This is a genomic window from Streptomyces sp. NPDC051211 (assembly GCF_040689505.1).
GTDB lineage: Bacteria > Actinomycetota > Actinomycetes > Streptomycetales > Streptomycetaceae > Streptomyces.
In genome coordinates, this window is the sequence record NZ_JBFBAV010000007.1 from 94,589 (window position 1) to 119,106 (window position 24,518).

Below are 24,518 nucleotides of genomic sequence, written 5' to 3' on the forward strand. Positions count from 1 at the left end.
CCGCCGGGTCGGCCGTCCGTGGCCGGCCCGGCTCCGCTCCGCTCCACCGAAAGGAACGCCCCGTGAGCATCAACCCGTTCGAGAACGGCGACGGCAGCTACCTGGTCCTGGTCAACGAGGAGGGCCAGCACTCCCTCTGGCCGACCACCGTGGCGGTCCCGGCCGGCTGGGACACCGCGTTCGGCCCCGACAGCCGCCAGGCCGCCCTCGACCACATCGAAGCCAACTGGACGGACCTGCGCCCGCGCAGCCTGGCCGACCACGCCTGACCGGCGCACGACGGGCGGGGCGCGCCACCGGACGGGCGTGCCCGCCGGTCGAACGGCCCCGCCGCCGATGGACCAGGGCACCGAGGAGTCCCAATGACGAAGTCATGCCGCCTGAGCGACCGGCTGGGCGTGGGCGAGAGGGCCGGCATCGGCGTGGGCCGACAGGCCGCCGGCGGCAGGACGAACGCCGCACCCGGGGCCGGCCCCACGGTGGGCGGGACCGTGCACCGGGCCTCGGTGGCTTCCGGGGTGCCGGCCGCGACGGTGTCCGCGCCGAGCCCACCGCGGTTCGCCGGGCGGGCCGTCAGCCGGGCCGCGGCGACGGACCCGGGCCTGTCGCCGTGTCACGGTCCCCTCGTCGGAAGCCGCGCACGGCGAGAGTCCATCAGTCACACCAGGCCCTCTCGGGCCGTCTTACAACCTTCGGAGAGAACCATGAGCGAGCGAAGCAAGGCGGCCCGATGAACGCCACCGACACGGACACGGGCGGCCGTCCCGGCGTGCCAGACCGCCACCGGAACCCGTGGATGGCGATGTTCGCCATCTGCTTCACCCAGGCGGTCGTCCTGCTGGACACCACCGCGGTGAACGTCGCGGTGCCCGCGCTGGCCGAGGGTCTGGGCGCCGGGGTCGACCAGGTGCTCTGGGTGATCAACGCCTATCTGCTCTCCTACGCGGTGCTGCTGGTCATCGGCGGTCGGCTGGGCGACCTGTACGGCACGCGCAAGATGTTCCTCATCGGCCTGGTCGTGTTCGTCGTCGCGTCGGCGGCCTGCGGTATGGCGCAGACGCCCGGACAGCTGATCGCCGCGCGCGTCCTGCAGGGCGTCGGCGGCGCGCTGCAGACCCCGCAGGCGATGGCCATCATCACCATGATCTTCCCGGCCAGCCGGCGCGGCACGGCGATGGGCGTCTGGGGTTCCTTCGCGGGCATCACCGCCGCCGCCGGTCCCACTCTCGGCGGCTTCCTGGTCTCCTGGCTCGGCTGGCGGGGCATTTTCTACATCAACATCCCGGTCGGTGTGATCGGCACGGTCCTGGTGCTGGCCTTCGTCCCGGCCCTGGCGCCGAGGAGCAAGCCCCGCATCGACGTCCTCGGCTCGGCCCTGCTCACCCTCGCCATGTTCTGCGTGGTGTACGGCCTGATGGAGGGGGAGTCCCACAACTGGGGCAACCTGTGGGGCCCGCTCAGCGTGCCGCTGCTGATGCTGATCGGCGTGGCCGTGCTCGCGGTGTTCCTGCTGGTCGAGCGCGGCCGGCAGGACCGCGACCCGCTGGTGCCGTTCGCCATCCTGCGCGACCGCAACTTCACCGTGATGGCCGTGGTCGTCGGCGCGCTCCCGTGCGGCCTCGGCGGCATGCTCTTGCTCACCCCGCTGTACCTTCAAGAGGTGCGGGACTTCAGCGCCTTCCAGGCCGGCCTGCTGATCGCCGTCGCGCCGCTCGTCTCGATCTTCATCGCACCGTACTCCGGTCGGCTCTGCGACCGGTTCGGGGGCAAGTACGTGATGATCGCGGGCCTGTCGCTGTTCGCCGCCGGGATCGGGCTGCTGGCCGCGCTGACCCGCGCCGACTCCAGCTGGACGGCGCTGCTGCCCGGGCTGGTCTTCGTCGGCCTGGGCATGGGCGTGGCCTTCGCCCCGGCCGGCGTGGTCGCCTTCGACAAGATCGAGCCGGCCATGTCGGGGGCCGCGTCCGGCCTGTTCAACACCACCCGCCTGTGCGGCAGCCTGCTCGGTAGCGCCATGGTCGGTGCACTCCTGCAGGCCCGGCTCGTCCACGACGACACCACCGATGCCATCCGCACCACCTTCCTGCTGCCGGCCGCCGTCCTGGTGGTCGCCGCGCTGGCCACCTTGCTGGTGCGGCACTCGCGGCCCACGACCGGCAAGGCCGACGACGGTACCGACGCCACGGCGCCGGAGCGGGCCGCCAGCAGCAAATCCTGACCGGCCGTCACATCGATTCTCTTCTCACCGGAGTCTGGGCTCCGTCGGGCCGCCGGCTCCCGCCCGGTCCGGATCCACCTTCGCCACAGGGGGCAAGGCAGTGCACTTCAGTCTTTTCTACTTCGCGGACGGCCAAGGCCGCGGGCGCGAGCAGTACCGGCTGCTGCTCGAGGGCGCGCGGTTCGCCGACACCCACGGCTTCAGCGCCGTCTGGACGCCCGAGCGGCACTTCCACGAGTTCGGCGGCCAGTACCCCAACCCGGCGGTCACCGGCGCGGCGCTCGCCGCCGTCACCGAGCGCGTCGGCATCCGGGCCGGCAGCGTGGTCGGCCCGTTGCACCACCCGGTGCGGGTCGCCGAGGAGTGGTCGGTGGTCGACAACCTGTCCGAGGGCCGGGTGGGCCTCTCCTTCGCCTCCGGCTGGCACGCCAACGACTTCGTGCTGCGCCCGGAGAACTACGCCGGGCGCAAGGAGGTGCTGACCGAGACCATCGACACGGTGCGGCGCCTCTGGCGCCAGGAGGAGGTCACCCTGCCGAACGGCGACGGCACCCCGGTGGCCGTCCGCAGCTACCCCGCGCCCGTGCAGTCCGAACTGCCCGTCTGGCTCACCAGTGCGGGCAGCCCCGACACCTTCCGGCAGGCCGGCGAACTGGGCCTCGGCCTGCTCACCCACCTGCTCGGCCAGGACGTGGACGACCTGGCCAAGAAGATCGCCGCCTACCGGGCCGCCCTGCCCGCAGAGGCGGGGGGAGCCGCCGGGCGGGTGGCACTGATGTTGCACACCTTCCTCGGCACCGACCGGGACGCCGTCCGGGAGACCGTCCGCCGGCCGTTCAGCGACTACATCCGCAGCTCGATCGGCCTGATCATGAAGGCCGCCGGGGACATCCTGCCCGGCGTCGACCCGAAGGAGCTCGACGACGACGACCTCGACTTCCTGGTGGAGCGCTCCTTCGACCGATACTTCGACACCGGAGGCCTGTTCGGCACGGTCGAGGACGGCCTGCGCACCCTGGAGCGCCTCGACGCGCTCGGCATCGACGAGGTGGCCTGCCTGATCGACTTCGGAGTGGACCCCGACCAGGTACTGGCCGCCCTGGAGCACCTGAACCTCCTCAAGGAGGCCTGGGCGGCCCGCGGGGCGGATTCGTGAACCTCCTGCTGGTCGCCGGCAGCATGGCCGGCACGTCCAGCTGCCACAGGCTCACCGGCCTGATCGCCGAACGGTCCGCACTTACCGGGACCCTGACGGCAGGCCAACTCGACCGCTCGCTGCTAGCCCTGCCCGCCCTCGACCCTGAGCGCTACCGCACCGGCGAACTGCTGCGGGACCCGGCGGTGGCCCGGCTGCGCAAGGAGGTGGCCGCCGCCGACGCCGTGGTGCTGGTCACTCCGGTCCAGCACGGCAGCCTCTCCGGGGTGCTCAAGAACGTCCTGGACCACCTGCCGGACACCGCGTTCGCCGACCGCCCGGTCCTGGTCGCGGCCACCGCGACCAGCCTGCACAACGCCTCGGGCGCCTGCGACCACCTGCGGGCGGTGGTCCGCGCCCTCGGCGGTTGGGCCGTGCCCACCCAGCTGATGGCGCAGCGCAGTGACTTCGCCGACCCCGCCGCGCTCACCGCCCGGATCGACCAAGCCGTGGCCGAACTCGCCCGGTTCGCCTCGACGCTGGGGCCGGCCGCGCGCTGACCCGGCGCCCCGCCTCCGGGCGCGCGCCGCCCTCCGACCGGCCGGTGCCGGGGCTCCCGCCCCCGCCACCGGCCGGTCCGTTGCCGTCACGCTCATCCCGCGGAACCCGTCCCGGCCGCCGGCCACTCCACCACGTCCGCCACCACGTCCGCCGCCGCGTACGGCTCCGCGTCCGGGGAGAGCCTCAGCATGGGGAACGAGGTAGGCGAGGCGTAGGGGTCGTTGCGGACGGTGAGGGTGTCCGCGTGGGCCCGGCCGCGCAGCTCCTCGCGCAGGTGGGCGGCCATCCCCGACTCCTCGCACAGCGCGAAGGCGCTGCCGACCTGCCGCCCGGCCGCCCCCTCGGCCCGGGCGGCAGCCACCGCCTCCGGGCTCGCCTGGCCGCCGGCGAGCCAGAACGGCAGCCCGAGCGCCGCCATCTTGGCGAGGTCGGGATGGTCGCGCGGCCCGTGCACCGGCTCGCCGGCCTCGTCGAGCCTCATGGGCCCGCGCGGCGGGGCACTGTGCCCGCCCGCCCGGCTTGCCGACTGCGCGCCGGCGGACGACGAACGCGGGGTCTCCGGCCCTTCGCTCCTTGGTTTCGATGTAGGCCGTGGAACGGCGGTAAGCCGCCCGATGTGCCCACCAGCGAAAACAAAAATGCCCTCCTGACCCGCGTTTACGCAGGTCAGGAGGGTCTATCTGTGGAGCCTAGGGGAGTCGAACCCCTGACATCTGCCATGCAAAGACAGCGCTCTACCAACTGAGCTAAGGCCCCCGGAAAAACGGATGGGACCACCACCCGTGCGGGTGCGGCCACGTCCGCAGACCAGAGTACCGGGTGTACCCCCTGATCCCGCAAAATGATAGGGACTCCCGCCCCGCGACCACTCTCCGTAAGATGCTCGCGAGGTTCGCACCAGCGAAGGGGAGTAGTAAGAGTGGACGCAGTACAGCAAGAGGCCACCGCCAGAGCCAGAGAGCTTCAGCGCAGCTGGTACGGGGAGCCGCTCGGGGCGCTCTTCCGCCGGCTCATAGATGATCTCGGGTTGAACCAGGCACGCCTCGCTGCCGTCCTCGGCCTGTCCGCGCCCATGCTCTCCCAGCTGATGAGCGGCCAGCGCGCGAAGATCGGGAACCCTGCCGTGGTCCAGCGGGTCCAGGCCCTCCAGGATCTGGCCGGACAGGTCGCCGCCGGCAGCGTCAGCGCCGCCGAGGCCACCGACCGGATGGACGAGATCAAGAAGACCCAGGGAGGCTCGGTCCTCAGCAACAGCGGCCAGACCGCGACCGGTTCGGGCGCTCCCACCGTCAAGCGCGTGGTCCGTGAGATCCAGTCGCTGCTGCGCTCGGTCTCCGCGGCCGGGGACATCATCGACGCGGCGGACACCCTCGCCCCCAGCCACCCGGAGCTGGCAGAGTTCCTCCGGGTGTACGGAGCCGGACGCACCGCGGACGCGGTCGCCCACTACGAGGCCCACCAGAACTGACGGCAGTCTGCACACGGCAGCGGAGCACGGGGGACGGGCGCAGCGGATGGGTGAGATCTTCGCCGGTCGGTACGAGTTGATCGATCCGATCGGACGTGGCGGAGCAGGCGCCGTCTGGCGCGCCTGGGACCACCGGCGCCGCCGGTACGTCGCCGCCAAGGTGCTGCTGCAGAGCGACGCCCACACCCTGCTGCGCTTCGTACGTGAACAGGCCCTGCGCATCGACCACCCGCACGTGCTGGCCCCGGCCAGCTGGGCCGCGGACGACGACAAGGTCCTGTTCACCATGGACCTGGTCAGCGGCGGTTCGCTGGCCCACGTCATCGGCGACTACGGGCCGCTGCCGCCCCGGTTCGTGTGCACCCTGCTCGACCAGCTCCTGTCGGGGCTGGCGGCGGTCCACGCGGAGGGGGTCGTCCACCGCGACATCAAACCGGCCAACATCCTGATGGAGGCCACCGGATCCGGGCAGCCGCACCTGCGGCTGTCCGACTTCGGGATCTCCATGCGCAAGGGCGAGCCCCGGCTGACCGAGACCAACTACGTGGTCGGCACCCCGGGCTACTTCGCCCCGGAGCAACTCCTCGGCGCCGAACCCGACTTCCCGGCCGACCTGTACGCCGTCGGCCTGGTCGCCCTCTACCTCCTCCAGGGCCGCAAACCCGACTCCCAGGCCCTGGTCGACCACTTCCGCGCCCACGGCACGCCCGGCCCCCCGGAGGGCGTCCCCGGGCCGGTCTGGCAGGTCGTGGCGAACCTCCTGCAGCCGGACCCCGACGCCCGGTTCCGCACCGCCACCGGGGCCCGCAGGGCCCTCGCCGAGGCCGTGGAGCTGCTGCCGCCGGCCGACCCGGGTGCGGAACCGGTGGAGGTCTTCGACCAGCTCGGTCCGCTCCCGGCCGGATTCGGCCCCCAGGGCCCCCAGGGCCCGCAGGGCACCTCGGCGGTCACTCCCGGCTCCCCGACCGCGGGGACCGTCCCGCAGCAGTCCGCGCCCCGGCCGGGACCGCCGTTGGGCGAGGCGACCGTGCTGTCCGAGCAGGGCGCCGCCGCCCTCGACGCGGAGCAGACCCGGACCTCGGCACAGCAGCCGTACGCGGCGCAGCAGCCGTACGCGGCACCAGAGCGTGCGTACGCAGCGCCGCAGCCCCAGTACCCGGTGCCCCGGCCCCCGCAGGAGTCCCCGGCCTCGCAGACCGGCAGCTTCCATCTCGCACCGCCGGTCCACACCGCGCCGATGCCGTCGGCGCCCACCGCGATGGCCGCCTCGCCGGCGGTTCCGGCCTCCCGCACAGCCGCCGGTCCCTCCGCCCGTACGAAGCTGTCCCTGCTGGTCGCCGCGCTGGCCTGCTACGCGGTGGGCATCTGGGCGCTCACCCGGATGTAGCGGACCGCCGCGCCAGCAGGATCCAGCCGCCCAGGCCGAGCAGCAGCAGGGTGCCCGTACCGAACCCGGCCGCGGCCACCACCGTCATCGCCGACCGGGTGTCCGCCGCGTCGGCGGCCTCCGGCGCCGTCAGGCCTTCGCGGGCCGCAGCCCGGTCCTCCTCGTCGACCCCGAACCCGGCCGCGGTCAGGCTTTCCGCGTACGCCGGCGAGGCCTTCGCCGTCCCGCCGACCTTCACCCGCATGGTCAGCTGCAGCGGCACGTCCTCCGCCGTGAACTCGCCGACCTCCTTGTCGACGGTCACCGCCAGGTAGTACCAGCCGGCCGTCCGCACCGGCCGGGCCGCCGCAGCGTCCGCGTACCGGTTCTCGTACGCCACCGGGGCCAGCGGCCCCAGGTCCGCCTTCGCCTGCTTGCCGTCGAACGACTCGCTCTCGGACGCGGCCAGGAGCCGCGCCGGGCTGTACACCTCGGTGACGAGCCCGTAGCCCGCGTACCCGGAGCTCCGGGTGAGCTTGCCGCCGGCCAGTTCGGTGCTGACGCTGAGCTGCTGCCCCCAGTCCACCGGCACCCGGTAGAAGAGGGTCTGCCCCGGCTTCACGGAGTCGCCCCACACGCCGGTGTCCAGGGCCCGCGCGTCGTTGAAGCCGGTGCCGCCGGTGCGCACCACCCGCTGGTCGGAGGGCGGGGTCACCGGGGCCGAGGGCCAGGCGCTGGGCGCGGTCTGGGGGGCGTTGCTGCCGGACAGCTTCGGCTCCCGCATCACGTGGAGCTCCACCGGCCACGGCGCCTGATCGGATTCCTTGGCGCTGGTCCGGGTCAGCTTCACGTAATAGGGGCCCGCCTGCTGGCACTTGCCGTCCTCCTCCAGGCGGCGCACGTCCGCGTCGGCGATCGGCCGTGCCTGCTCGGAGCCGAAGTTGACGTCGTCCGTGCTGGTGCAGGACTGCCCGGCGGTGTCGGTCAGCGCGACCTCGATGCCGTCCCCGTACGCCACCTTGCTCTGCGGAGCCGGCCGGGCGACGGCGGAGACGTACACGCTGGACCGGTCGTCGAGGACCACCTGGTAGAAGCGTTCCTGCGCGGGCGCGAGGGTGTCCTCGTAGAACCGGCCCACGTCCAGCGCGGGCCCGACCGCGCCGTTCGCCCCGCCCTCGATCCGGCGGCTGTCCGGCCCCGTCCGGTACGCGGAGCCCTGGTCCGGTCCGGCCGCCGCGTACGCCGCTCCCGGTGCGGCACCGGCCACGACCGCGGCAACCGCCGCGCAGAGGGCCGCAGCCCCGGCTGCCACCCGACCCGTACGGACCCGACCCATCACGCCCCACCCCGGATTTGCTGACGCAACTCAAATATTAGCGAATCGGAACTCCGGGGTCGTATCGCCCCGGAACAGCACAAAGCCCCGGCCGCAGCGGCAGCCGGGGCTTCGCGTCACAGCGTTCGGTCTCACACACCGGAACCGGACGGCACGGAGTCGGTCGCCTCCGTCCACAGGTCCTGCTCGGCGCGGTCCGCCTGGATCTGGCGGTACACGAGGAGCCCGCCGATGGCGGCCAGTGCGACCAGGAGCAGCTTCTTCACCGCGCGACCTCGTCTCTCTTTGACGTAGGGGACTTCAGGCGCCCAACAATACACACCGACCGATACCGATCGGTTACCTGGGAACGACCTGGAAACGCCCCGGGAGGCCCAACGGCAACGGCCCGGCGGAGAATCTCCGCCGGGCCGTAACCGTACTGTGGGGCTAACAGGATTTGAACCTGTGGCCTCATCCTTATCAGGGATGCGCTCTAACCAACTGAGCTATAGCCCCTCCGCGCTGTGCGCTGACCTCTGAAGATTAGCGCACAGACCCGGGAGTTCCCAAATCGCTGATCAGCGGCCTACTCGTCCTCGGCGAGGGTGAGCTCCACACCGCCCACGAAGCCCGCCGACAGGTTGTAGATGAAGGCGCCCAGCGTCGCGAGGGCGGTCATCAGCACCACGTCGATCACCGCGATCACCGAGGTGAAGATGAGCACGCGCGGCAGCGACAGGAAGGACTGCAGATCGAAGCCGTTGCTCTCGTTGGAGCCGGTGGCCTCGCTGATGGTCCCGCCGACGGTCGAGAAGACCCCCATGGCGTCCATGACCATCCACAGCACCACCGACGCCACGATCGTGCAGATGCCCAGCGCGATCGACAGCAGGAAGCTGACCTTCATCACCGACCACGGATCGGCCTTCGCCACCCGCAGTCGTGCCTTGCGCGTCCTGGGCGTCGTACGCCCGCCCGTCCGCGGCTTTCGCTGGCCGGCCTGGCCCTGGGCCTGCTCCCCGCGCTGCGCGCCCGGACCCGCGTACGCCTGCGGCGGGTGGTACGGCTGCGGCTGGGGCTGCGGCCCCCGGGTGTCCGTCACGGTTCCCCCCTGGGAGTCCGCGGCAGGGCCACGGGCACCGTTCGCTCCAGGCGTGGCCGGTCCGGCGCCCGTGGCTCCACTCACGATTGCTCCTACTGCTCCCCGGCCGAGGACTGCGTGTCCTCGGCGGCCTCGGTGGCCTGTCCCTCGACCGTCTCGGGCTCGTCGCCCTCCTCGGCCTCCTGACCGGCTTCGGCATTGCGCGCGATACCCACGACGGCGTCACGCTTGCCCAGGTTGATCAGCTGGACGCCCATGGTGTCACGGCCGGTCTCCCTGACTTCGTTGACGCGCGTACGAATCACACCACCGCCGAGGGTGATTGCCAGAATTTCATCCGATTCGTCCACCACGAGCGCTCCGACGAGCGACCCGCGGTCTTCCACGATCTTCGCGGCCTTGATACCCAGACCACCACGACCCTGGACGCGGTACTCGTCGACCGGCGTCCGCTTGGCGTAGCCGCCGTCGGTCGCGGTGAAGACGAACGTACCGGGCCGGACCACGCTCATGGAAAGCAGCTCGTCGCCTTCGCGGAAACTCATGCCCTTCACGCCCGAGGTGGCACGGCCCATCGGGCGCAGCGCGTCATCGGTGGCGGTGAAGCGGATCGACTGCGCCTTCCGGCTGATCAGCAGGAGGTCGTCGTCCGCGGACACCAGCTCCGCGCCGATCAGCTCGTCGTCGCCGCCGTCCGCGGTCTCCCGCAGGTTGATGGCGATCACACCACCCGAACGGGGCGAGTCGTAGTCCTTCAGCGCCGTCTTCTTCACCAGGCCCGCCTTGGTGGCCAGGATCAGGTACGGCGCGGCCTCGTAGTCGCGGATCGCCAGGATCTCCGCGATCTGCTCGTCCGGCTGGAAGGCCAGCAGGTTCGCCACGTGCTGGCCGCGCGCGTCCCGGCCGGCGTCCGGCAGCTCGTACGCCTTCGCCCGGTACACCCGGCCCTTGTTCGTGAAGAACAGCAGCCAGTGGTGGGTGGTCGAGACGAAGAAGTGGTCGACGATGTCGTCCTGCTTCAGCTTGGTGCCGCGCACACCCTTGCCGCCGCGCTTCTGCGACCGGTAGTCCTCGGTCTTGGTGCGCTTGACGTACCCGCCGTTGGTGATCGTGACGACGATGTCCTCTTCGGCGATCAGGTCCTCGATGGACATGTCACCGTCGAAGGGCACCAGCTTGGAGCGCCGGTCGTCGCCGAACTTCTCGACGATGGCCGCCAGCTCCTCGCTGACGATGGACCGCTGCTTCTCCGGCGAGGCCAGGATCGCGTTGTACTCGTTGATCTTCGCCTGCAGCTCGTCGTGCTCGGCGACGATCTTCTGCCGCTCCAGGGCGGCGAGCCGGCGGAGCTGCATCTCCAGGATCGCGTTCGCCTGGATCTCGTCGATCTGGAGCAGGCCCATCAGGCCCTCGCGGGCCACCTCGACGGTGTCGCTGCGCCGGATCAGGGCGATGACCTCGTCGATCGCGTCCAGCGCCTTCAGCAGGCCGCGCAGGATGTGGGCGCGCTCCTCCGCCTTGCGCAGACGGAACTTCGTCCGGCGGACGATGACCTCGATCTGGTGGTGCACCCAGTGGCGGATGAACGCGTCCAGCGAGAGCGTCCGAGGCACCCCGTCGACCAGCGCCAGCATGTTCGCGCCGAAGTTGGTCTGCAGGTCGGTGTGCTTGTACAGGTTGTTCAGCACGACCTTGGCGACGGCGTCCCGCTTGAGGACGATCACCAGGCGCTGGCCGGTACGGGAGGAGGTCTCGTCGCGGACGTCGGCGATGCCGCCGATCTTGCCGTCCTTCACCAGGTCGGCGATCTTCTGCGCGAGGTTGTCCGGGTTGGTCTGGTACGGAAGCTCCGTGACCACCAGGCACTGCCGGTTCTGGATCTCCTCGACCTCGACCACCGCGCGCATCGTGATCGAGCCGCGGCCGGTCCGGTAGGCCTCCTCGATGCCCTTGCGGCCCACCACCAGGGCGCCGGTCGGGAAGTCGGGGCCCTTGATGCGCTCCATCAGCGCGTCCAGCAGGTCCTCGTGCGAGGCCTCCGGGTTGGCCAGGTACCACTGCGCGCCCTCCGCGACCTCGCGGAGGTTGTGCGGCGGGATGTTGGTGGCCATACCGACGGCGATACCGGCGGAGCCGTTCACCAGCAGGTTCGGGAACCGGGCCGGCAGGACCGTCGGCTCCTGGTTGCGGCCGTCGTAGTTGTCCTGGAAGTCGACGGTCTCCTCGTCGATGTCCCGGACCATCTCCATCGACAGCGGCATCATCTTGCACTCGGTGTACCGCATGGCGGCGGCCGGGTCGTTGCCCGGGGAACCGAAGTTGCCGTTGGAGTCCACCAGGGGCAGGCGCATCGACCAGTGCTGGGCCAGCCGGACCAGCGCGTCGTAGATCGAGGAGTCGCCGTGCGGGTGGTACGTACCCATGACGTCACCGACGACGCGGGCGCACTTGTAGAAGCCCTTCTCGGGCCGGTAGCCGCCGTCGTACATCGCGTACAGCACCCGGCGGTGGACCGGCTTGAGGCCGTCCCGTACGTCGGGCAGCGCGCGGGACACGATGACGGACATCGCGTAGTCGAGGTAGGAGCGCTGCATCTCCGTCTCGAGCCCGACGGGCTCGATGCGCAGCTGCGGCTCTTCCTCGGCGGCTTCGGTGGTGGGGGTGGTTTCGTCGGCCATTGCTGGTCTTCAGATCCTTTCAGGCGGTCAGCGACGGACCGACTCAGATGTCGAGGAAGCGGACGTCCTTGGCGTTGCGCTGGATGAAGGAGCGCCGGGCCTCGACGTCCTCACCCATCAGCACCGAGAACAGGTCGTCGGCCTGCGCCGCGTCGTCGAGGGTCACCTGGCCGAGCACCCGGTGGTCCACGTCCATGGTGGTGACGCGGAGCTCCTCGGCGTTCATCTCGCCGAGACCCTTGAAGCGCTGGATCGAGTCTTCCTTGATCCGCTTGCCGTTCTGCTTGCCGAGCTCCACCAGGGCGTCGCGCTCGCGGTCCGAGTACGCGTACTCGAAGTCGTCACGACCCCACTTGATCTTGTACAGCGGCGGCCGGGACAGGTACACGTGCCCCGCCTCCACCAGCGGCCGCATGAAGCGGAACAGGAAGGTCAGCAGCAGGGTGTTGATGTGCTGGCCGTCGACGTCGGCGTCCGCCATCAGGATGATCTTGTGATAGCGGAGCTTCTCGATGTCGAAGTCCTCGTGCACACCGGTGCCGAAGGCACTGATCAGCGCCTGCACCTCGGTGTTCTGGAGGATCTTGTCGATGCGCGCCTTCTCGACGTTCAGGATCTTGCCGCGGATGGGCAGGATGGCCTGGTACATCGGGTTGCGGCCGGACTTGGCCGAGCCGCCGGCCGAGTCGCCCTCGACGATGAAGATCTCGCACTTCGTCGGGTCGTTCGACTGGCAGTCGGACAGCTTGCCCGGCAGCGAGGCGCTCTCCAGCAGCCCCTTGCGGCGGGTCAGGTCGCGGGCCTTGCGCGCCGCCACCCGGGCGGTCGCCGCCTGGATCGACTTGCGGATGATGTCCGCGGCCTCGACCGGATTGCGGTCGAACCAGTCGTTGAGGTGCTCGTGCGCGACCTTCTGCACGAAGGTCTTGGCCTCCGTGTTGCCCAGCTTGGTCTTGGTCTGGCCCTCGAACTGCGGCTCGCCCAGCTTGATCGAGATGATCGCGGTGAGACCCTCGCGGATGTCGTCACCCGTGAGGTTGTCGTCCTTCTCCCGGAGCAGCTTCTTGTCGCGCGCGTACTTGTTGACCAGCGAGGTCAGCGCGGCGCGGAAGCCCTCTTCGTGGGTACCGCCCTCGTGCGTGTGGATCGTGTTCGCGAAGGAGTAGACACCCTCGCTGTACTGCGAGTTCCACTGCATCGCGATCTCGACCGAGAGCATCCGCTCCTTGTCCTCGGCCTCGACGTCGATCACCGTCGGGTGGATCAGCTCGCCCTTGCGCGAGTTGAGGTACTTCACGAAGTCGACGATGCCGCCCTCGTAGTGGTACTTCACCGTCCGCGCCTGGTTGTCATCGGCCTCCTCGGCCGAATCCGCGCCCACCGTGGCCTTCGCCGACTCGCGCTCGTCCGTCAGCGACAGCGTCAGCCCCTTGTTGAGGAACGCCATCTCCTGGAAGCGCCGCGACAGCGTCTCGAACGAGTACTCGGTGGTCTCGAAGATGTCGGAGTCGGCCCAGAAGGTCACCGACGTACCCGTCTCGTCGGTCTCCTCGTTCTTCTGCAGCGCCGCCGTGGGGGCACCGAGCTTGTAGTCCTGGCTCCAGCGGTAGCCGTCCCGCTTGACCTCGACCGAGACCTTCGTCGACAGCGCGTTCACGACGGAGACACCCACACCGTGCAGACCACCGGAGACGGCGTAGCCGCCGCCGCCGAACTTGCCGCCCGCGTGCAGCACGGTGAGCACGACCTCGACCGCCGGCTTGCCCTCGGAGGGCACGATGTCCACGGGGATGCCGCGGCCGTTGTCGATCACGCGCACGCCACCGTCGGCCAGGATGGTCACGTCGATGGTGTCCGCGTGACCGGCCAGCGCCTCGTCGACCGAGTTGTCGACCACCTCGTACACGAGGTGGTGGAGGCCCCGCTCACCCGTCGACCCGATGTACATGCCGGGCCGCTTGCGCACAGCATCCAAGCCCTCCAGGACCTGGATGTTGCTGCCGGTGTACTGATTGTTCTCGTTGGAGTTGCCGGAATCGGCCACGAAGCGCCCTTTCTGGCACAGCACAGGCCGTACTCCGGGCCAGCAGGCATGCAAGCAGGAGCGGCTGCGTCGATCTGCGTTGTCAGCGGTCAGTCGGCGGATCCCGCAAGCGGGACGCCACTATTACACCAGTCTACCGGTAGCGCTGACATGAATGGGGGTTTGCCGGTACCTGAGTCCGCATGTGCCGCCCTCAACCTCCCTCGGCCGACTCCCCATATTCAGGAAGGGGCTCTAAGAGGCTCACACGGGCATCCAGCGCTTCGGCCTGTCAACCTCCGGCTACCGTGAGGGACACCACTGGAACCCACGGACGGACGGGGCCCGGGGGTTCGGCCTCCGGTCCCGGGTATGAGGGGCACAGGAAGTGCCTCCTGGAGGGGGGCCGGTGCAGTGGGACGAGCGCAGTGAGACGGGCGCAGGGGGACGAGCGCAGGGGGACGAGCGCAGGGGGGCAGCCCTAGCCCCAGGTGTCGCCGGGGCCCTCGCTGCCGGGCGCCCGCAGCGGGCCGTACCGGCGCGGCCGGCCACCCGGGCCCTGCACTCGGATCAACCGCACCGTGCCCTGGCCGAGCTCCTTGTTCAGCGTCGCCACCAGCTGCGGGGCCAGCAGCTTCAGCTGTGCCGCCCACGCCGAGGAGTCGCAGCGCACGGTCAGCTCGCGGTCCTCGTACTTCTCCGGCACGCAGTGGACGGCGATCTCCCGCCCGACGATCTCCGGCCAGCGCTCCATCACCCCGGCCACGGCCATCGGCATCTCCCAGCCGCGCTCCGTCCGCAGCCGGTCCAGCGCCGCCATCAGCGGCATCGGGTCCCGGCCGTCCGCCCGCGCACCCGACCTCAGCCCCGGCTGGCCCTGCCTCTTCCGCCCGGCCAGGCCCTGCCCGCGGGCCCGCGCCTGTTCCCGGGCCGCGTACAGGGCCTGCCGGGCCAGGTCCACCCCGGACGGCTCCGGCGCCTTCCGCGGCTCCTCGCTCTTCGGATCACTCACAGCCGGGTCACCTCTCCACCCGAGACCGCGAACCGAGCACCCGCCAACACACCCGGTACGTCATCGTCCACAGCGGCGGTGACCAGCACCTGCTCCCCAGGAGCCACCAGCTCCGCCAGCCGTTCCCGGCGCCGCGCGTCCAGCTCCGCGAACACGTCGTCCAGCACCAGCACCGGCTCGTTCCCCTCCGAGCGCAGCAGATCGTACGAGGCCAGCCGCAGCGCCAGCGCGTACGACCAGGACTCCCCGTGGCTCGCGTACCCCTTGGCCGGCAGCTCGCCCAGCTTCAGCACCAGCTCGTCGCGGTGCGGGCCCACCAGGGTCACGCCCCGCTCGATCTCCTGCTTGCGCGCCTCCGCGAGCGCCGCGAGGAGCACCTCGTACAGCTCCTCCCGGGACTGCGCCCCGGCCAGCTCCGCGCTCCCGCGGTACGCCAGCCCCAGCGGACCGCCGCCGGGCGCCAGCTGCTCGTACGCCTTGTCCGCCAGCGGCTGGAGCGTCCCGATCAGGTCCAGCCGCTGCGCCAGGAGCTCCGCGCCCGCCCGCGCGAGGTGCTGGTCCCACACGTCCAGGGTGGACAGGTCCATGGAGCGGCCGCCGTGCCGGCGCGCCATCGCCGCCGTCTTCAGCAGGGTGTTCCGCTGCTTCAGCACCCGCTCGTAGTCGGACCGCACCGCCGCCATCCGCGGCGACCGCGCCGTGATCAGCTCGTCCAGGAACCGGCGGCGCTCCCCCGGGTCGCCCTTCACCAGGGCCAGGTCCTCCGGGGCGAACAGCACCGTCCGTACGATCCCCAGCACGTCCCGGGGCCTGACCTGCGAGGACCGGTTGATCCGGGCCCGGTTCGCGCGGCCCGGGTTCAGCTCCAGCTCCACCAGCTGCTGCCGCTCGCCCTGCCGCACCGCGGCACGTATCACGGCCCGCTCGGCGCCCATCCGGACCAGGGGGGCGTCCGAGGACACCCGGTGGCTGCCCAGGGTCGCCAGATAGCCGACCGCCTCGACGAGATTGGTCTTGCCCTGCCCGTTCGGGCCCACGAAAGCGGTGACGCCCGGGTCGAGGGGAACCTCGGCCCGGGCGTACGAGCGGAAGTCGGCCAGCGACAGATGCGAAACGTGCATGACGGCGCCGACCTCCCCCGGCTACTGCTGTGTACTGCTGTGTCGTTACTTCTTCTCGACCGCGTGCCCGCCGAACTGGTTGCGGAGCGCGGCGATCATCTTCATCTGCGGGGAGTCCTCCTGACGGGAGGCGAACCGCGCGAACAGCGAGGCCGTGATCGCCGGCAGCGGGACCGCGTTGTCGATCGCCGCTTCCACCGTCCACCGGCCTTCACCGGAGTCCTGTGCATAACCCCTGAGCTGCTCGAGGTGCTCGTCCTCGTCCAGCGCGTTCACCGCCAGGTCCAGCAGCCAGGAACGGATGACCGTGCCCTCCTGCCAGGAGCGGAAGACCTCGCGCACGTCGGTGACCGAGTCCACCTTCTCGAGCAGCTCCCAGCCCTCGGCGTAGGCCTGCATCATGGCGTACTCGATGCCGTTGTGGACCATCTTGGCGAAGTGCCCGGCACCGACCTTGCCGGCGTGCACGGCGCCGAAGTCACCCTCCGGCTTGAGCGCGTCGAAGACCGGCTGGACCAGGGCGACGTGCTCCTTGTCCCCGCCGTACATCAGCGCGTAGCCGTTCTCCAGGCCCCAGACGCCGCCCGAGACACCGCAGTCGACGAAGCCGATGCCCTTGGCCGCCAGCTCCGCGGCGTGCTTCTCGTCGTCCGTCCAGCGGGAGTTGCCGCCGTCGACCACGATGTCGCCGGGCGACAGCAGAGCGGCCAGCTCGTCGATCGTGGACTGGGTGGCAGCGCCGGCGGGCACCATCACCCACACCACCCGCGGGCCCTTCAGCTTGCCCACAAGCTCTTCCAGGCTGTGGACATCCGCGAGGTCCGGATTGCGGTCGTATCCGATGACGGTGTGGCCTGCGCGGCGGATGCGCTCGCGCATGTTGCCGCCCATCTTGCCGAGACCGACGAGACCGAGCTCCATCAGGTGGTTCCTTAAGTGTGTGTGCAGTTTCGTACCCGCGTCCGAGCCTACGCCCGGACACGGGTGCACACCTGTGGGGTCAGCCGGACAGCCGAACCGGCATGATCAGGTACTTGTAGGCCTCGTCCGCCTCCGCGTCGACAGCCGGGCGGCCGCTGAGCAGCGCGGGCTTGGTCGAGGTGGTGAAGCTCAGCTGCGCGGCCGGCGAGTCGATCGCGCTCAGGCCGTCCAGCAGGAAGGTCGGGTTGAAGGCGATCGAGATGTCGTCGCCCTCCAGCTTGGCGTCGACCCTTTCCACAGCCTGTGCATCGTCGGAGGAACCGGCCTCCAGGATCAGCACGCCCTGCTCGAAGCTCAGCCGCACCGGGGTGTTCCGCTCGGCGACCAGGGCCACACGCTTGACGGCCTCGACGAACGGGGCGGTCTCGATGACGGCGACGGAGTTGAACTCGGTCGGGAACAGCGTGCGGTACTTGGGCAGGTCGCCCTCGAGCAGACGGGTCGTGGTGCGTCGGCCGGCGCCCTCGAAACCGATCAGACCCTCGCCCGCACCCGAGCCGGACAGCGCCAGGGTGACCGTGTCTCCGCTGGTCAGGGACTTGGCGGTGTCGAGGAGCGTCTTCGCCGGCACCAGGGCCACGGCGGACGCGTCCGGGTTCTCCGGCTTCCACAGGAACTCGCGGACCGCGAAGCGGTAGCGGTCGGTGGAGGCCAGGGTGACCCGGTCGCCCTCGATCTCGATGCGCACACCGGTCAGCACGGGCAGCGTGTCGTCGCGGCCGGCGGCGATGGCGACCTGGGCGGCGGCGGAGGCGAAGACCTCACCGGGCACGGTGCCGGTCGCGGTCGGCATCTGCGGGAGCGCCGGGTATTCCTCCACAGGCAGGGTGTGGAGTGTGAACCTGGAGGAGCCGCAGACCACGGTCGCCCGTACACCGTCTGTGGAAATCTCCACCGGGCGGTTGGGGAGGGCGCGGCAGATGTCGGCGAGCAGCCGGCCGGAGACGAGGACGGTGCCGTCCTCCTCGACGTCCGCCTCGACCGAGACGCGGGCCGAGACCTCGTAGTCGAAGCCGGAGAGGCTGAGCATGCCCTCCTCGGCCTTCAGGAGAAGGCCCGCGAGAACGGGCACCGGCGGCCGGGCCGGAAGGCTACGGGCCGCCCACGCCACCGCCTCCGCGAGTACATCGCGCTCCACCCGGATCTTCACCGGAAACCGCCTCCTGCTGTTGCTGGCCTTCGTCGTCGGCTCGATGCCGGAGTCCAGTCTGACGTACGGCGCCGACAGTCGGTGCGGCCGGCCGTCAAGTCGGGAGCGAGGCGTCGGGAGAGCGATCCGGCGAGTTGTGCACAGGACCTGCTTGAAAACCGAATCCGGCCTAACTGTCTATGGGAGTAGTAGTAGGGCCTGTGGAAACGGTGGATAACCCGATTTCCGCTGGTCAACCCCAGTTTTTTATCCACCGGGCCTGTGGGCGGAGGCGGTGGACAACCCACTGTGTCTGTGGAGAACAAAAACTTCTGCACAGGCCGTCCCCAGGCGACCCCCGACAGTCCACAGCTGTGTCCCCAGGTTTCCCCCACTACTCCACAGCCCAAACGTCCACGGTGGTGTGACGGCTTTCACTCGGGGCGGTGAGGAGGGCGGTGCGGTTGCCGAACAGTGGACAAGGATGTGGATGAGAGGCCTGATCCTGTGCACAGAGGACCCGACCCTGTGGGTTGCCTGGGGACGGTGAGGTGGGCGGGCCTGTGGACGATCTGCTCGTCCACAGGCTGTGGATCACTTTCTTCAACAAATCCACAGCCGTCTGACCTGGCCTGATGGTGCCTCACCATGCTGCCCTGTGGACAGATTGTGGGTGGCCGATCCGGTCCCCAGGGTGTGGACGGCAGAAAGTTGTGGAATCTGTGGACAAGTTGGGCTGGCAGGGGCGTATTCGAACAGGTCAGAGGCGCACGACCGACGCCGTGCGCCCCCGGGAACGCCGAAAGGCGCCCCCGGAATGGTCCGGGAGCGCCTTCCAAGACGGGTGGCGTCAGGCGTTCTTGATGCGGTTCGTAAGCTCGGTTACCTGGTTGTAGATGGAGCGGCGCTCCGCCATCAGGGCCCGGATCTTGCGGTCCGCGTGCATCACCGTGGTGTGGTCGCGGCCGCCGAACTGGGCGCCGATCTTCGGCAGGGACAGGTCCGTGAGCTCCCGGCACAGGTACATGGCGATCTGCCGGGCGGTCACCAGGACCCGGCTGCGCGAGGACCCGCACAGGTCGTCCACGGTCAGCCCGAAGTAGTCGGCGGTGGCCGCCATGATGTCGGCCGCGGTGATCTCGGGAGCGGTGTCCTCCCCGCCCGGGATCAGGTTCTTCAGCACGTCCTCGGTGAGGCCGAGATCGACGGGCTGCCGGTTGAGGCTGGCGAATGCGGTGACGCGGATCAGCGCCCCCTCCAGCTCGCGGATGTTGCGCGAGATGCGGGAGGCGATGAACTCCAGTACCTCCGGCGGGGCGTTGAGCTGCTCCTGCACCGCCTTCTTGCGCAGGATCGCGATCCGGGTCTCCAGCTCGGGCGGCTGGACGTCGGTGATCAGGCCCCACTCGAAGCGGTTGCGGAGCCGGTCCTCCAGGGTCACCAGCTGCTTGGGCGGCCGGTCGGAGGACAGCACGATCTGCTTGTTCGCGTTGTGGAGCGTGTTGAAGGTGTGGAAGAACTCCTCCTGCGTCGACTCCTTGCTCGCGAGGAACTGGATGTCGTCGACCAGCAGGATGTCCATCTCGCGGTAGCGCTTGCGGAACGCGTCGCCCTTGCCGTCGCGGATGGAGTTGATGAACTCGTTGGTGAACTCCTCCGAGCTCACGTACCGCACCCGGGTGCCGGGGTAGAGGCTCCGCGCGTAGTGCCCGATGGCGTGCAGCAGGTGGGTCTTGCCGAGACCCGACTCGCCATAGATGAAGAGCGGGTTGTAGGCCTTGGCCGGGGCTTCGGCGACGGCGACCGCGGCGGCGTGCGCGAAGCGGTTGGAGGCGCCGATGACGAAGGTGTCGAACAGGTACTTGGGGTTGAGCCGGGCGGTCGGCTCCAGCGGTCCGGACGAGGATCCTCCGGAGGGCGCCGGGGGTGCCCCGGGGCCGGTCCGGCCGGGCGGGGGCAGCGTGGCCGGCTGCTCGTATGACTTCTGGTCGTAGGACGGCTGCTGATCGTACGAAGGGGGCTCGTACGAGGGCTCGTACCCGGAATCCGGCTGCTGCAGGTAGCCGGGCTGCGGGGAGGCGTACGGGTCGCGCTCGGGGAAGCCGCCGAGGCGGGGCTGCTGCCAGCCGGGCCAGGCGCCGGGCTCGGGCCGCTGCTGCTGGTAGTCCGGGTAGGCGGGCCGGGCGGTGGGCAGCTGGTCGCCGTACGACTCGCGCCGGTCCCCGTAGGACTCGCGCTGCGGGGCGGCCGGCGGGGGCGCGGGTTCGCCGGCGGAGTCGTCCACCGTGATCGCGATCCGGATGGGGCGGCCGCATTCACGGCTCAGGGCGTCGCTGATGAGCGGGGCGAGCCGGCCCTCCAGGACGCGCTTGCCCCATTCGTTCGGGACGGCGAGCAGTGCGGTGTCGGCGACGAGGGCCAGGGGCTGGCAGCGCTCGATCCACTGCTTGTCCTTGGGCTCGATCCCTTGCTGACCCTCCCCGAGGAGCTTCTCGAGCACTCGTGGCCACACTGCGGCAAGATCGGCAGGTACGTCAGCCACAGAGCACGCTCTCTCACAGGTCCCACGAATGTGTGGTTCTTTGGGACGGTCGGGACAAAAAAATCCGGGATCAGGCAACGGTAGTCAGCCTGACGGGTAGGGTTCAAGTCGTTGTCCACAGGCTGTGCACAGTGGAGGCCCGTGGACAACCGCCGTCGGCTCGGTTTGACCGGATGGCGTAGCCCCGCGTACCGTAACGAGGTCGAGTTGTCGATGGCTGCTGCCGCCTGCCTACCGATGGGCGAAGATCACTGAACGTGATCATTTAGCGGTGTCCACTCGGGCGAACACGCGAAGTTCCTCGTGGGCGCACGGTGACAGCCAGGCGATGTACCGCCACAACGATTCATTCTCTGGAGCCCCCGAGTGAGCAAGCGCACCTTCCAGCCGAACAACCGTCGTCGCGCGAAGACGCACGGCTTCCGTCTCCGCATGCGTACCCGTGCCGGTCGTGCGATTCTTGCCGCCCGTCGTGGCAAGGGTCGCGCCAGCCTGTCCGCCTGATCAGACAGGTAAGGACGTCGTGCTGTCTCCCGAACATCGGCTGAGGCGGCGCGAGGACTTCGCGAACGCGGTACGCCGAGGCCGCCGGGCAGGACGCCCGCTCCTCGTCGTTCACCTACGTACCAGCGGTGCAACGGACCCGCACGAGCCGGGGGAGATCGCTCCCTCGACGCGTGCGGGTTTCGTCGTCAGCAAGGCCGTCGGCACAGCCGTGGTCCGCAACCGGGTCAAGCGCAGACTGCGCCACCTGATGCGGGACCGGCTGTCCGCGCTGCCCGCCGGTAGCCTGGTGGTGGTACGGGCACTGCCCGGAGCGGGCGACGCCGGCGCTGAGGACTTGGCCCGGGACCTGGATGCCGCTTTCACGCGGCTGCTGGGAGGCGTGGCTCGATGAAATACCCGCTGCTCGCATTGATCAAGCTGTACCAGTGGACGATCAGTCCGCTGCTCGGGCCGGTGTGCCGCTACTACCCCTCGTGCTCGCACTACGGGTACACGGCCATCGACCGGCATGGTGCGGTGAAGGGGACTGCTCTGACCGCCTGGCGGATCCTGCGGTGCAATCCGTGGTCCCCGGGCGGCGTGGACCACGTCCCACCTCGGAAACGCCCGCGTTGGCACGAGCAGCTGCGCAGTGCGTTGCGTAGACCTCGCAATGCTCAAGGAGCCTGATTAGTGGACACGATTGCCAGTCTGTTCAGCTTTATCACCTACCCCGTCTCGTGGATCATCGTCCAGTTCCACTCGCTGTACGGTGCAGTCTTCGGGGCGGACAGTGGGTGGGCCTGGGGCCTGTCCATCGTGTCCCTGGTGATCATCATCCGTATCTGCCTGATCCCGCTCTTCGTGAAGCAGATCAAGGCGACGCGGGGCATGCAGGCGCTCCAGCCGCGGATGAAGGCGATCCAGGAGCGCTACAAGAACGACAAGCAGCGTCAGTCCGAAGAGATGATGAAGCTGTACAAGGAGACGGGTACCAACCCGCTCTCCTCGTGCCTTCCCATCCTGGCGCAGTCCCCGTTCTTCTTCGCCCTCTACCACGTGCTGGCGAGCATCGCCAACGGCAAGGAGATCGGCGTCATCGACGGGCCGCTCCTGGCCAGCGCCCGTCAGGCCCACATCTTCGGAGCGCCGCTGGCGGCCAAGTTCACGGACAGCGCCGAGAAGGTCGCCTCCCTGAACGCGTCGATCACGGACGTCCGGATCGTGACCGCGGTCATGATCATCCTGATGTCGCTGTCGCAGTTCTACACCCAGCGTCAGCTGATGCAGAAGAACGTCGACCTCTCGGTCAAGACGCCGTTCATGCAGCAGCAGAAGATGCTGATGTACATCTTCCCGGTGATCTTCGCGGTCATGGGTATCAACTTCCCCGTCGGTGTCCTCGTCTACTGGCTGACCACCAACGTCTGGACCATGGGTCAGCAGATGTACGTGATCAACCAGAACCCGACGCCGGGCAGCAAGGCCCAGGACCAGTACCTGACCCGGCTGCTGAAGCAGGTGACCTCGCACGGAGAGGTCAAGGGCCGGAGCAAGAAGAAGGTCGTCGCGGCGATCGTGGCCAAGGGCCCGGACCGCAATGACAACGAGCGCAAGTTCATCTCCGCGCTGACGAAGCAGGGCATGGCCGCGCAGGCGGACGGCACTGTGATCAAGAGCGTCGAGGCCACGGTGGACTCCGATGCGGCGAGCGGTGGTGCCGCGAAGCGGCAGCAGCCGAAGCGGCAGTCGAAGTCGCAGCGCCAGACGCCCGGCAAGCCCTCGTCCAAGAAGTAAGCCCCCGAGAAGCAAGAAGGAGTCATCCCGTGACGGAAGGCACCACCTCCGCCGCCGCCGCCGAGGGTGGCGACACCCTGACCCGCCTGGAGCAGGAGGGTGAGATCGCGGCCGACTACCTCGAGGGTCTGCTGGACATCGCCGACCTGGACGGCGACATCGACATGGACGTCGAGGCCGACCGTGCGGCGGTGTCGATCATCAGCGACTCGTCCAGCCGTGAGCTGCAGAAGCTCGTCGGCCGTGACGGCGAGGTCCTGGAGGCTCTGCAGGAGCTGACCCGGCTGGCCGTGCACCGGGAGACCGGGGACCGCAGCCGGCTGATGCTGGACATCGCCGGGTTCCGGGCGAAGAAGCGCGAGGAGCTCGCGGCGCTGGGCGCCAAGGCGGCCGCGGACGTGAAGGCCTCCGGCGAGCCGATGAAGCTGGCGCCGATGACCCCCTTCGAGCGCAAGGTCGTCCACGACGCCGTGGCCGCGGCCGGTCTGCGGAGCGAGTCCGAAGGCGAGGAGCCGCAGCGCTTCGTCGTTGTGCTCCCGGCCTGACCGGAATCAAGAGTGCTCGGCCCCGTCTGTGTCGCAGACGGGGCCGAAGTTTGTCAGCCTGGTACATCACAGTGCGGTACGGAAGGACGGTTCCCCGTGACGGAGGCAGCAGCAGAGCTTCCCCCGGCGCCGGAAGAGGCGCGCGCGGTATTCGGTGAGCATTTCCCGGAAGCCGTCCGGTACGCAGAGTTGTTGGCCGATGCGGGCGTGAAGCGGGGCCTGATCGGGCCGCGCGAGGTGCCGCGGCTGTGGGAGCGCCACCTGCTGAACTGTGCGGTGCTGGCAGAGGCGGTGCCCCAGGGAGTCACCGTCTGCGATGTGGGCTCGGGGGCGGGGCTTCCGGGTATTCCGCTGGCCCTGGTCCGCCCGGATCTCAAAATCACCCTGTTGGAGCCGCTACTGCGGCGCACCACCTTCCTCCAGGAAGTCGTGGAGCTGCTGGGCCTGGACCACGTGACCGTGGTGCGGGGCCGGGCCGAGGAGATGCTGGGCAAGCTCCCGCCGGTGCATGTGGTGACCGCGCGTGCGGTGGCCCCGCTGGACCGGCTGGCCGGCTGGGGTGTTCCGCTGCTGCGTCCCTACGGGGAGATGCTGGCGCTGAAGGGCGACACCGCGGAGGAGGAGCTCGTGGCGGCCAAGACGGCGCTGACGAAGCTCGGTGTGGTGAAGACCTCAGTGCTCCATGTCGGTGAGGGCGTGGTGGATCCGCTGTCGACCTTGGTCCGGGTCGAGGTCGGGGAGAGTCCTGGCGGAGTGCGGTTCGCCGCCAAGCGGGCCAAGGCGGCCCGCACGGGTCGGACTCGCCGTCGGCGTTGAAGGCCGGTTGATCCCAGTAGGTATGGATTTCGGAGTGTCGTAGCGGGGTGAAGACTCCGTCCGTGCATCGTGTTTCACGTGAAACGTCGCTCTCTGCTGCACGGAATCATCAGCCGCGGTCGTGCGGCTGCGTCCCCTCGTCACCGTAAGGAAGCGGGGGCCACCGATCCGGTGGATCCGTTGTCCACAACGGTGGATTCATCCACAGGAGTACCGGCCC

22 protein-coding genes, 2 tRNA genes and 1 pseudogene are annotated in these 24,518 nt (G+C 69.7%); 12 read left to right on the plus strand and 13 right to left on the minus strand.

Annotated features, from left to right (window positions below):
* Positions 1-62 precede the first annotated feature (62 nt).
* From AB0447_RS10025 to AB0447_RS10040, 4 genes are all read left to right on the plus strand, one after another.
* Positions 63-269, plus strand: coding sequence for an MbtH family protein (locus AB0447_RS10025; protein ID WP_366476087.1), 207 nt, complete (start codon positions 63-65; stop codon positions 267-269).
* A 461-nt stretch (positions 270-730) separates the two neighbouring features.
* Positions 731-2,218: a DHA2 family efflux MFS transporter permease subunit gene (locus tag AB0447_RS10030; RefSeq protein ID WP_366476088.1), complete on the plus strand. Its 1,488-nt coding sequence runs from the start codon at positions 731-733 to the stop codon at positions 2,216-2,218.
* A gap of 100 nt (positions 2,219-2,318) precedes the next feature.
* Complete coding sequence (locus tag AB0447_RS10035; RefSeq protein ID WP_366476089.1) at positions 2,319-3,374, plus strand: MupA/Atu3671 family FMN-dependent luciferase-like monooxygenase; 1,056 nt, start codon at positions 2,319-2,321, stop codon at positions 3,372-3,374.
* Positions 3,371-3,913 (plus strand): NAD(P)H-dependent oxidoreductase, encoded by a 543-nt coding sequence (locus AB0447_RS10040; RefSeq protein WP_366476090.1) that lies wholly within the window; start codon positions 3,371-3,373, stop codon positions 3,911-3,913. Before AB0447_RS10035 ends, AB0447_RS10040 begins: the two co-directional genes overlap by 4 nt.
* A 92-nt stretch (positions 3,914-4,005) precedes the next feature.
* Here the strand turns inward: AB0447_RS10040 and AB0447_RS10045 are convergent, their stop codons facing one another.
* Entirely contained in the window at positions 4,006-4,395 is a 390-nt protein-coding gene (locus AB0447_RS10045; RefSeq protein WP_366476091.1) for a hypothetical protein, read from the minus strand.
* A gap of 202 nt (positions 4,396-4,597) precedes the next feature.
* Positions 4,598-4,670: transfer RNA gene (locus tag AB0447_RS10050), tRNA-Ala, on the minus strand.
* A gap of 163 nt (positions 4,671-4,833) precedes the next feature.
* On the opposite strand from AB0447_RS10050, the gene AB0447_RS10055 reads away from it, so the two are divergent.
* Both AB0447_RS10055 and AB0447_RS10060 read left to right on the plus strand, forming a co-directional pair.
* Positions 4,834-5,382 (plus strand): DNA-binding protein, encoded by a 549-nt coding sequence (locus AB0447_RS10055; RefSeq protein ID WP_366476092.1) that lies wholly within the window; start codon positions 4,834-4,836, stop codon positions 5,380-5,382.
* Between the two features lie 46 nt (positions 5,383-5,428).
* On the plus strand, positions 5,429-6,769 hold the full coding sequence (locus AB0447_RS10060; protein ID WP_366476093.1) for a protein kinase: 1,341 nt from the start codon (positions 5,429-5,431) through the stop codon (positions 6,767-6,769).
* On the opposite strand, the gene AB0447_RS10065 is transcribed toward AB0447_RS10060, so the two are convergent.
* The 11 genes from AB0447_RS10065 to dnaA all read right to left on the minus strand — a co-directional run bounded on the left by AB0447_RS10065 (position 6,756) and on the right by dnaA (position 20,654).
* A complete protein-coding gene (locus AB0447_RS10065; RefSeq protein WP_366476094.1) occupies positions 6,756-8,084 on the minus strand; it encodes a hypothetical protein in 1,329 nt (442 codons plus the stop codon). The two genes, AB0447_RS10060 and AB0447_RS10065, sit on opposite strands and share 14 nt — an antisense overlap.
* 131 nt (positions 8,085-8,215) lie before the next feature.
* Complete coding sequence (locus AB0447_RS10070) at positions 8,216-8,350, minus strand: DLW-39 family protein (RefSeq protein WP_208809277.1); 135 nt, start codon at positions 8,348-8,350, stop codon at positions 8,216-8,218.
* Between the two features lie 158 nt (positions 8,351-8,508).
* A tRNA-Ile gene (locus AB0447_RS10075) sits at positions 8,509-8,582 on the minus strand.
* Between the two features lie 70 nt (positions 8,583-8,652).
* Positions 8,653-9,252, minus strand: a complete 600-nt coding sequence (locus AB0447_RS10080) for a DUF3566 domain-containing protein (RefSeq protein WP_366476095.1) — start codon at positions 9,250-9,252, stop codon at positions 8,653-8,655.
* An 8-nt stretch (positions 9,253-9,260) separates the two neighbouring features.
* Positions 9,261-11,846 (minus strand): DNA gyrase subunit A, encoded by a 2,586-nt coding sequence (gene gyrA, locus AB0447_RS10085; protein ID WP_366476096.1) that lies wholly within the window; start codon positions 11,844-11,846, stop codon positions 9,261-9,263.
* Between the two features lie 43 nt (positions 11,847-11,889).
* A complete protein-coding gene (gyrB, locus tag AB0447_RS10090; protein ID WP_366476097.1) occupies positions 11,890-13,914 on the minus strand; it encodes a DNA topoisomerase (ATP-hydrolyzing) subunit B in 2,025 nt (674 codons plus the stop codon).
* A 436-nt stretch (positions 13,915-14,350) separates the two neighbouring features.
* Positions 14,351-14,881 carry a DciA family protein gene (locus AB0447_RS10095; protein ID WP_366476098.1) on the minus strand — a complete coding sequence of 177 codons (531 nt, stop codon included), beginning with the start codon at positions 14,879-14,881 and terminating at the stop codon, positions 14,351-14,353.
* Positions 14,878-16,002, minus strand: coding sequence for a DNA replication/repair protein RecF (gene recF / locus AB0447_RS10100; protein ID WP_366476099.1), 1,125 nt, complete (start codon positions 16,000-16,002; stop codon positions 14,878-14,880). The genes AB0447_RS10095 and recF overlap by 4 nt, the downstream gene beginning before the upstream one ends.
* A gap of 45 nt (positions 16,003-16,047) precedes the next feature.
* Positions 16,048-16,923: a phosphogluconate dehydrogenase (NAD(+)-dependent, decarboxylating) gene (gene gnd, locus AB0447_RS10105; RefSeq protein ID WP_366476100.1), complete on the minus strand. Its 876-nt coding sequence runs from the start codon at positions 16,921-16,923 to the stop codon at positions 16,048-16,050.
* Positions 16,924-17,002: 79 nt separating this feature from the next.
* Complete coding sequence (gene dnaN / locus AB0447_RS10110) at positions 17,003-18,133, minus strand: DNA polymerase III subunit beta (RefSeq protein ID WP_366476101.1); 1,131 nt, start codon at positions 18,131-18,133, stop codon at positions 17,003-17,005.
* 829 nt (positions 18,134-18,962) lie between these two features.
* Positions 18,963-20,654, minus strand: a complete 1,692-nt coding sequence (gene dnaA / locus AB0447_RS10115; RefSeq protein WP_366476102.1) for a chromosomal replication initiator protein DnaA — start codon at positions 20,652-20,654, stop codon at positions 18,963-18,965.
* 366 nt (positions 20,655-21,020) lie between these two features.
* On the opposite strand from dnaA, the gene rpmH reads away from it, so the two are divergent.
* The 6 genes and pseudogenes from rpmH to rsmG all read left to right on the plus strand — a co-directional run bounded on the left by rpmH (position 21,021) and on the right by rsmG (position 24,298).
* Positions 21,021-21,158: a 50S ribosomal protein L34 gene (rpmH, locus tag AB0447_RS10120; protein WP_030059672.1), complete on the plus strand. Its 138-nt coding sequence runs from the start codon at positions 21,021-21,023 to the stop codon at positions 21,156-21,158.
* Positions 21,159-21,177: 19 nt separating this feature from the next.
* Positions 21,178-21,552 carry a ribonuclease P protein component gene (rnpA, locus tag AB0447_RS10125; RefSeq protein ID WP_366476103.1) on the plus strand — a complete coding sequence of 125 codons (375 nt, stop codon included), beginning with the start codon at positions 21,178-21,180 and terminating at the stop codon, positions 21,550-21,552.
* Positions 21,549-21,803: pseudogene (gene yidD, locus AB0447_RS10130) on the plus strand (membrane protein insertion efficiency factor YidD); the annotation flags it as partial. The gene rnpA and the pseudogene yidD, both read left to right, overlap by 4 nt.
* A gap of 30 nt (positions 21,804-21,833) precedes the next feature.
* On the plus strand, positions 21,834-22,937 hold the full coding sequence (gene yidC, locus AB0447_RS10135) for a membrane protein insertase YidC (protein WP_366476104.1): 1,104 nt from the start codon (positions 21,834-21,836) through the stop codon (positions 22,935-22,937).
* Positions 22,938-22,966: 29 nt separating this feature from the next.
* Positions 22,967-23,482, plus strand: a complete 516-nt coding sequence (locus AB0447_RS10140; RefSeq protein ID WP_366476105.1) for a R3H domain-containing nucleic acid-binding protein — start codon at positions 22,967-22,969, stop codon at positions 23,480-23,482.
* 96 nt (positions 23,483-23,578) lie between these two features.
* The gene (gene rsmG, locus AB0447_RS10145) at positions 23,579-24,298 is read left to right on the plus strand and encodes a 16S rRNA (guanine(527)-N(7))-methyltransferase RsmG (RefSeq protein ID WP_366476106.1); all 720 of its coding nucleotides are present in this window, start codon (positions 23,579-23,581) and stop codon (positions 24,296-24,298) included.
* Positions 24,299-24,518: the final 220 nt, after the last annotated feature.

Bases quoted from the DNA above. Each gene is read 5' to 3' on its own strand.
- AB0447_RS10065 (WP_366476094.1), bottom strand. From the start codon at position 8,084: ATGGGTCGGGTCCGTACGGGTCGGGTGGCAGCCGGGGCTGCGGCCCTC.
- gyrA (WP_366476096.1), bottom strand. From the start codon at position 11,846: ATGGCCGACGAAACCACCCCCACCACCGAAGCCGCCGAGGAAGAGCCG.
- recF (WP_366476099.1), bottom strand. From the start codon at position 16,002: ATGCACGTTTCGCATCTGTCGCTGGCCGACTTCCGCTCGTACGCCCGG.
- AB0447_RS10045 (WP_366476091.1), bottom strand. From the start codon at position 4,395: ATGAGGCTCGACGAGGCCGGCGAGCCGGTGCACGGGCCGCGCGACCAT.
- gnd (WP_366476100.1), bottom strand. From the start codon at position 16,923: ATGGAGCTCGGTCTCGTCGGTCTCGGCAAGATGGGCGGCAACATGCGC.
- AB0447_RS10060 (WP_366476093.1), top strand. From the start codon at position 5,429: ATGGGTGAGATCTTCGCCGGTCGGTACGAGTTGATCGATCCGATCGGA.
- AB0447_RS10030 (WP_366476088.1), top strand. From the start codon at position 731: ATGAACGCCACCGACACGGACACGGGCGGCCGTCCCGGCGTGCCAGAC.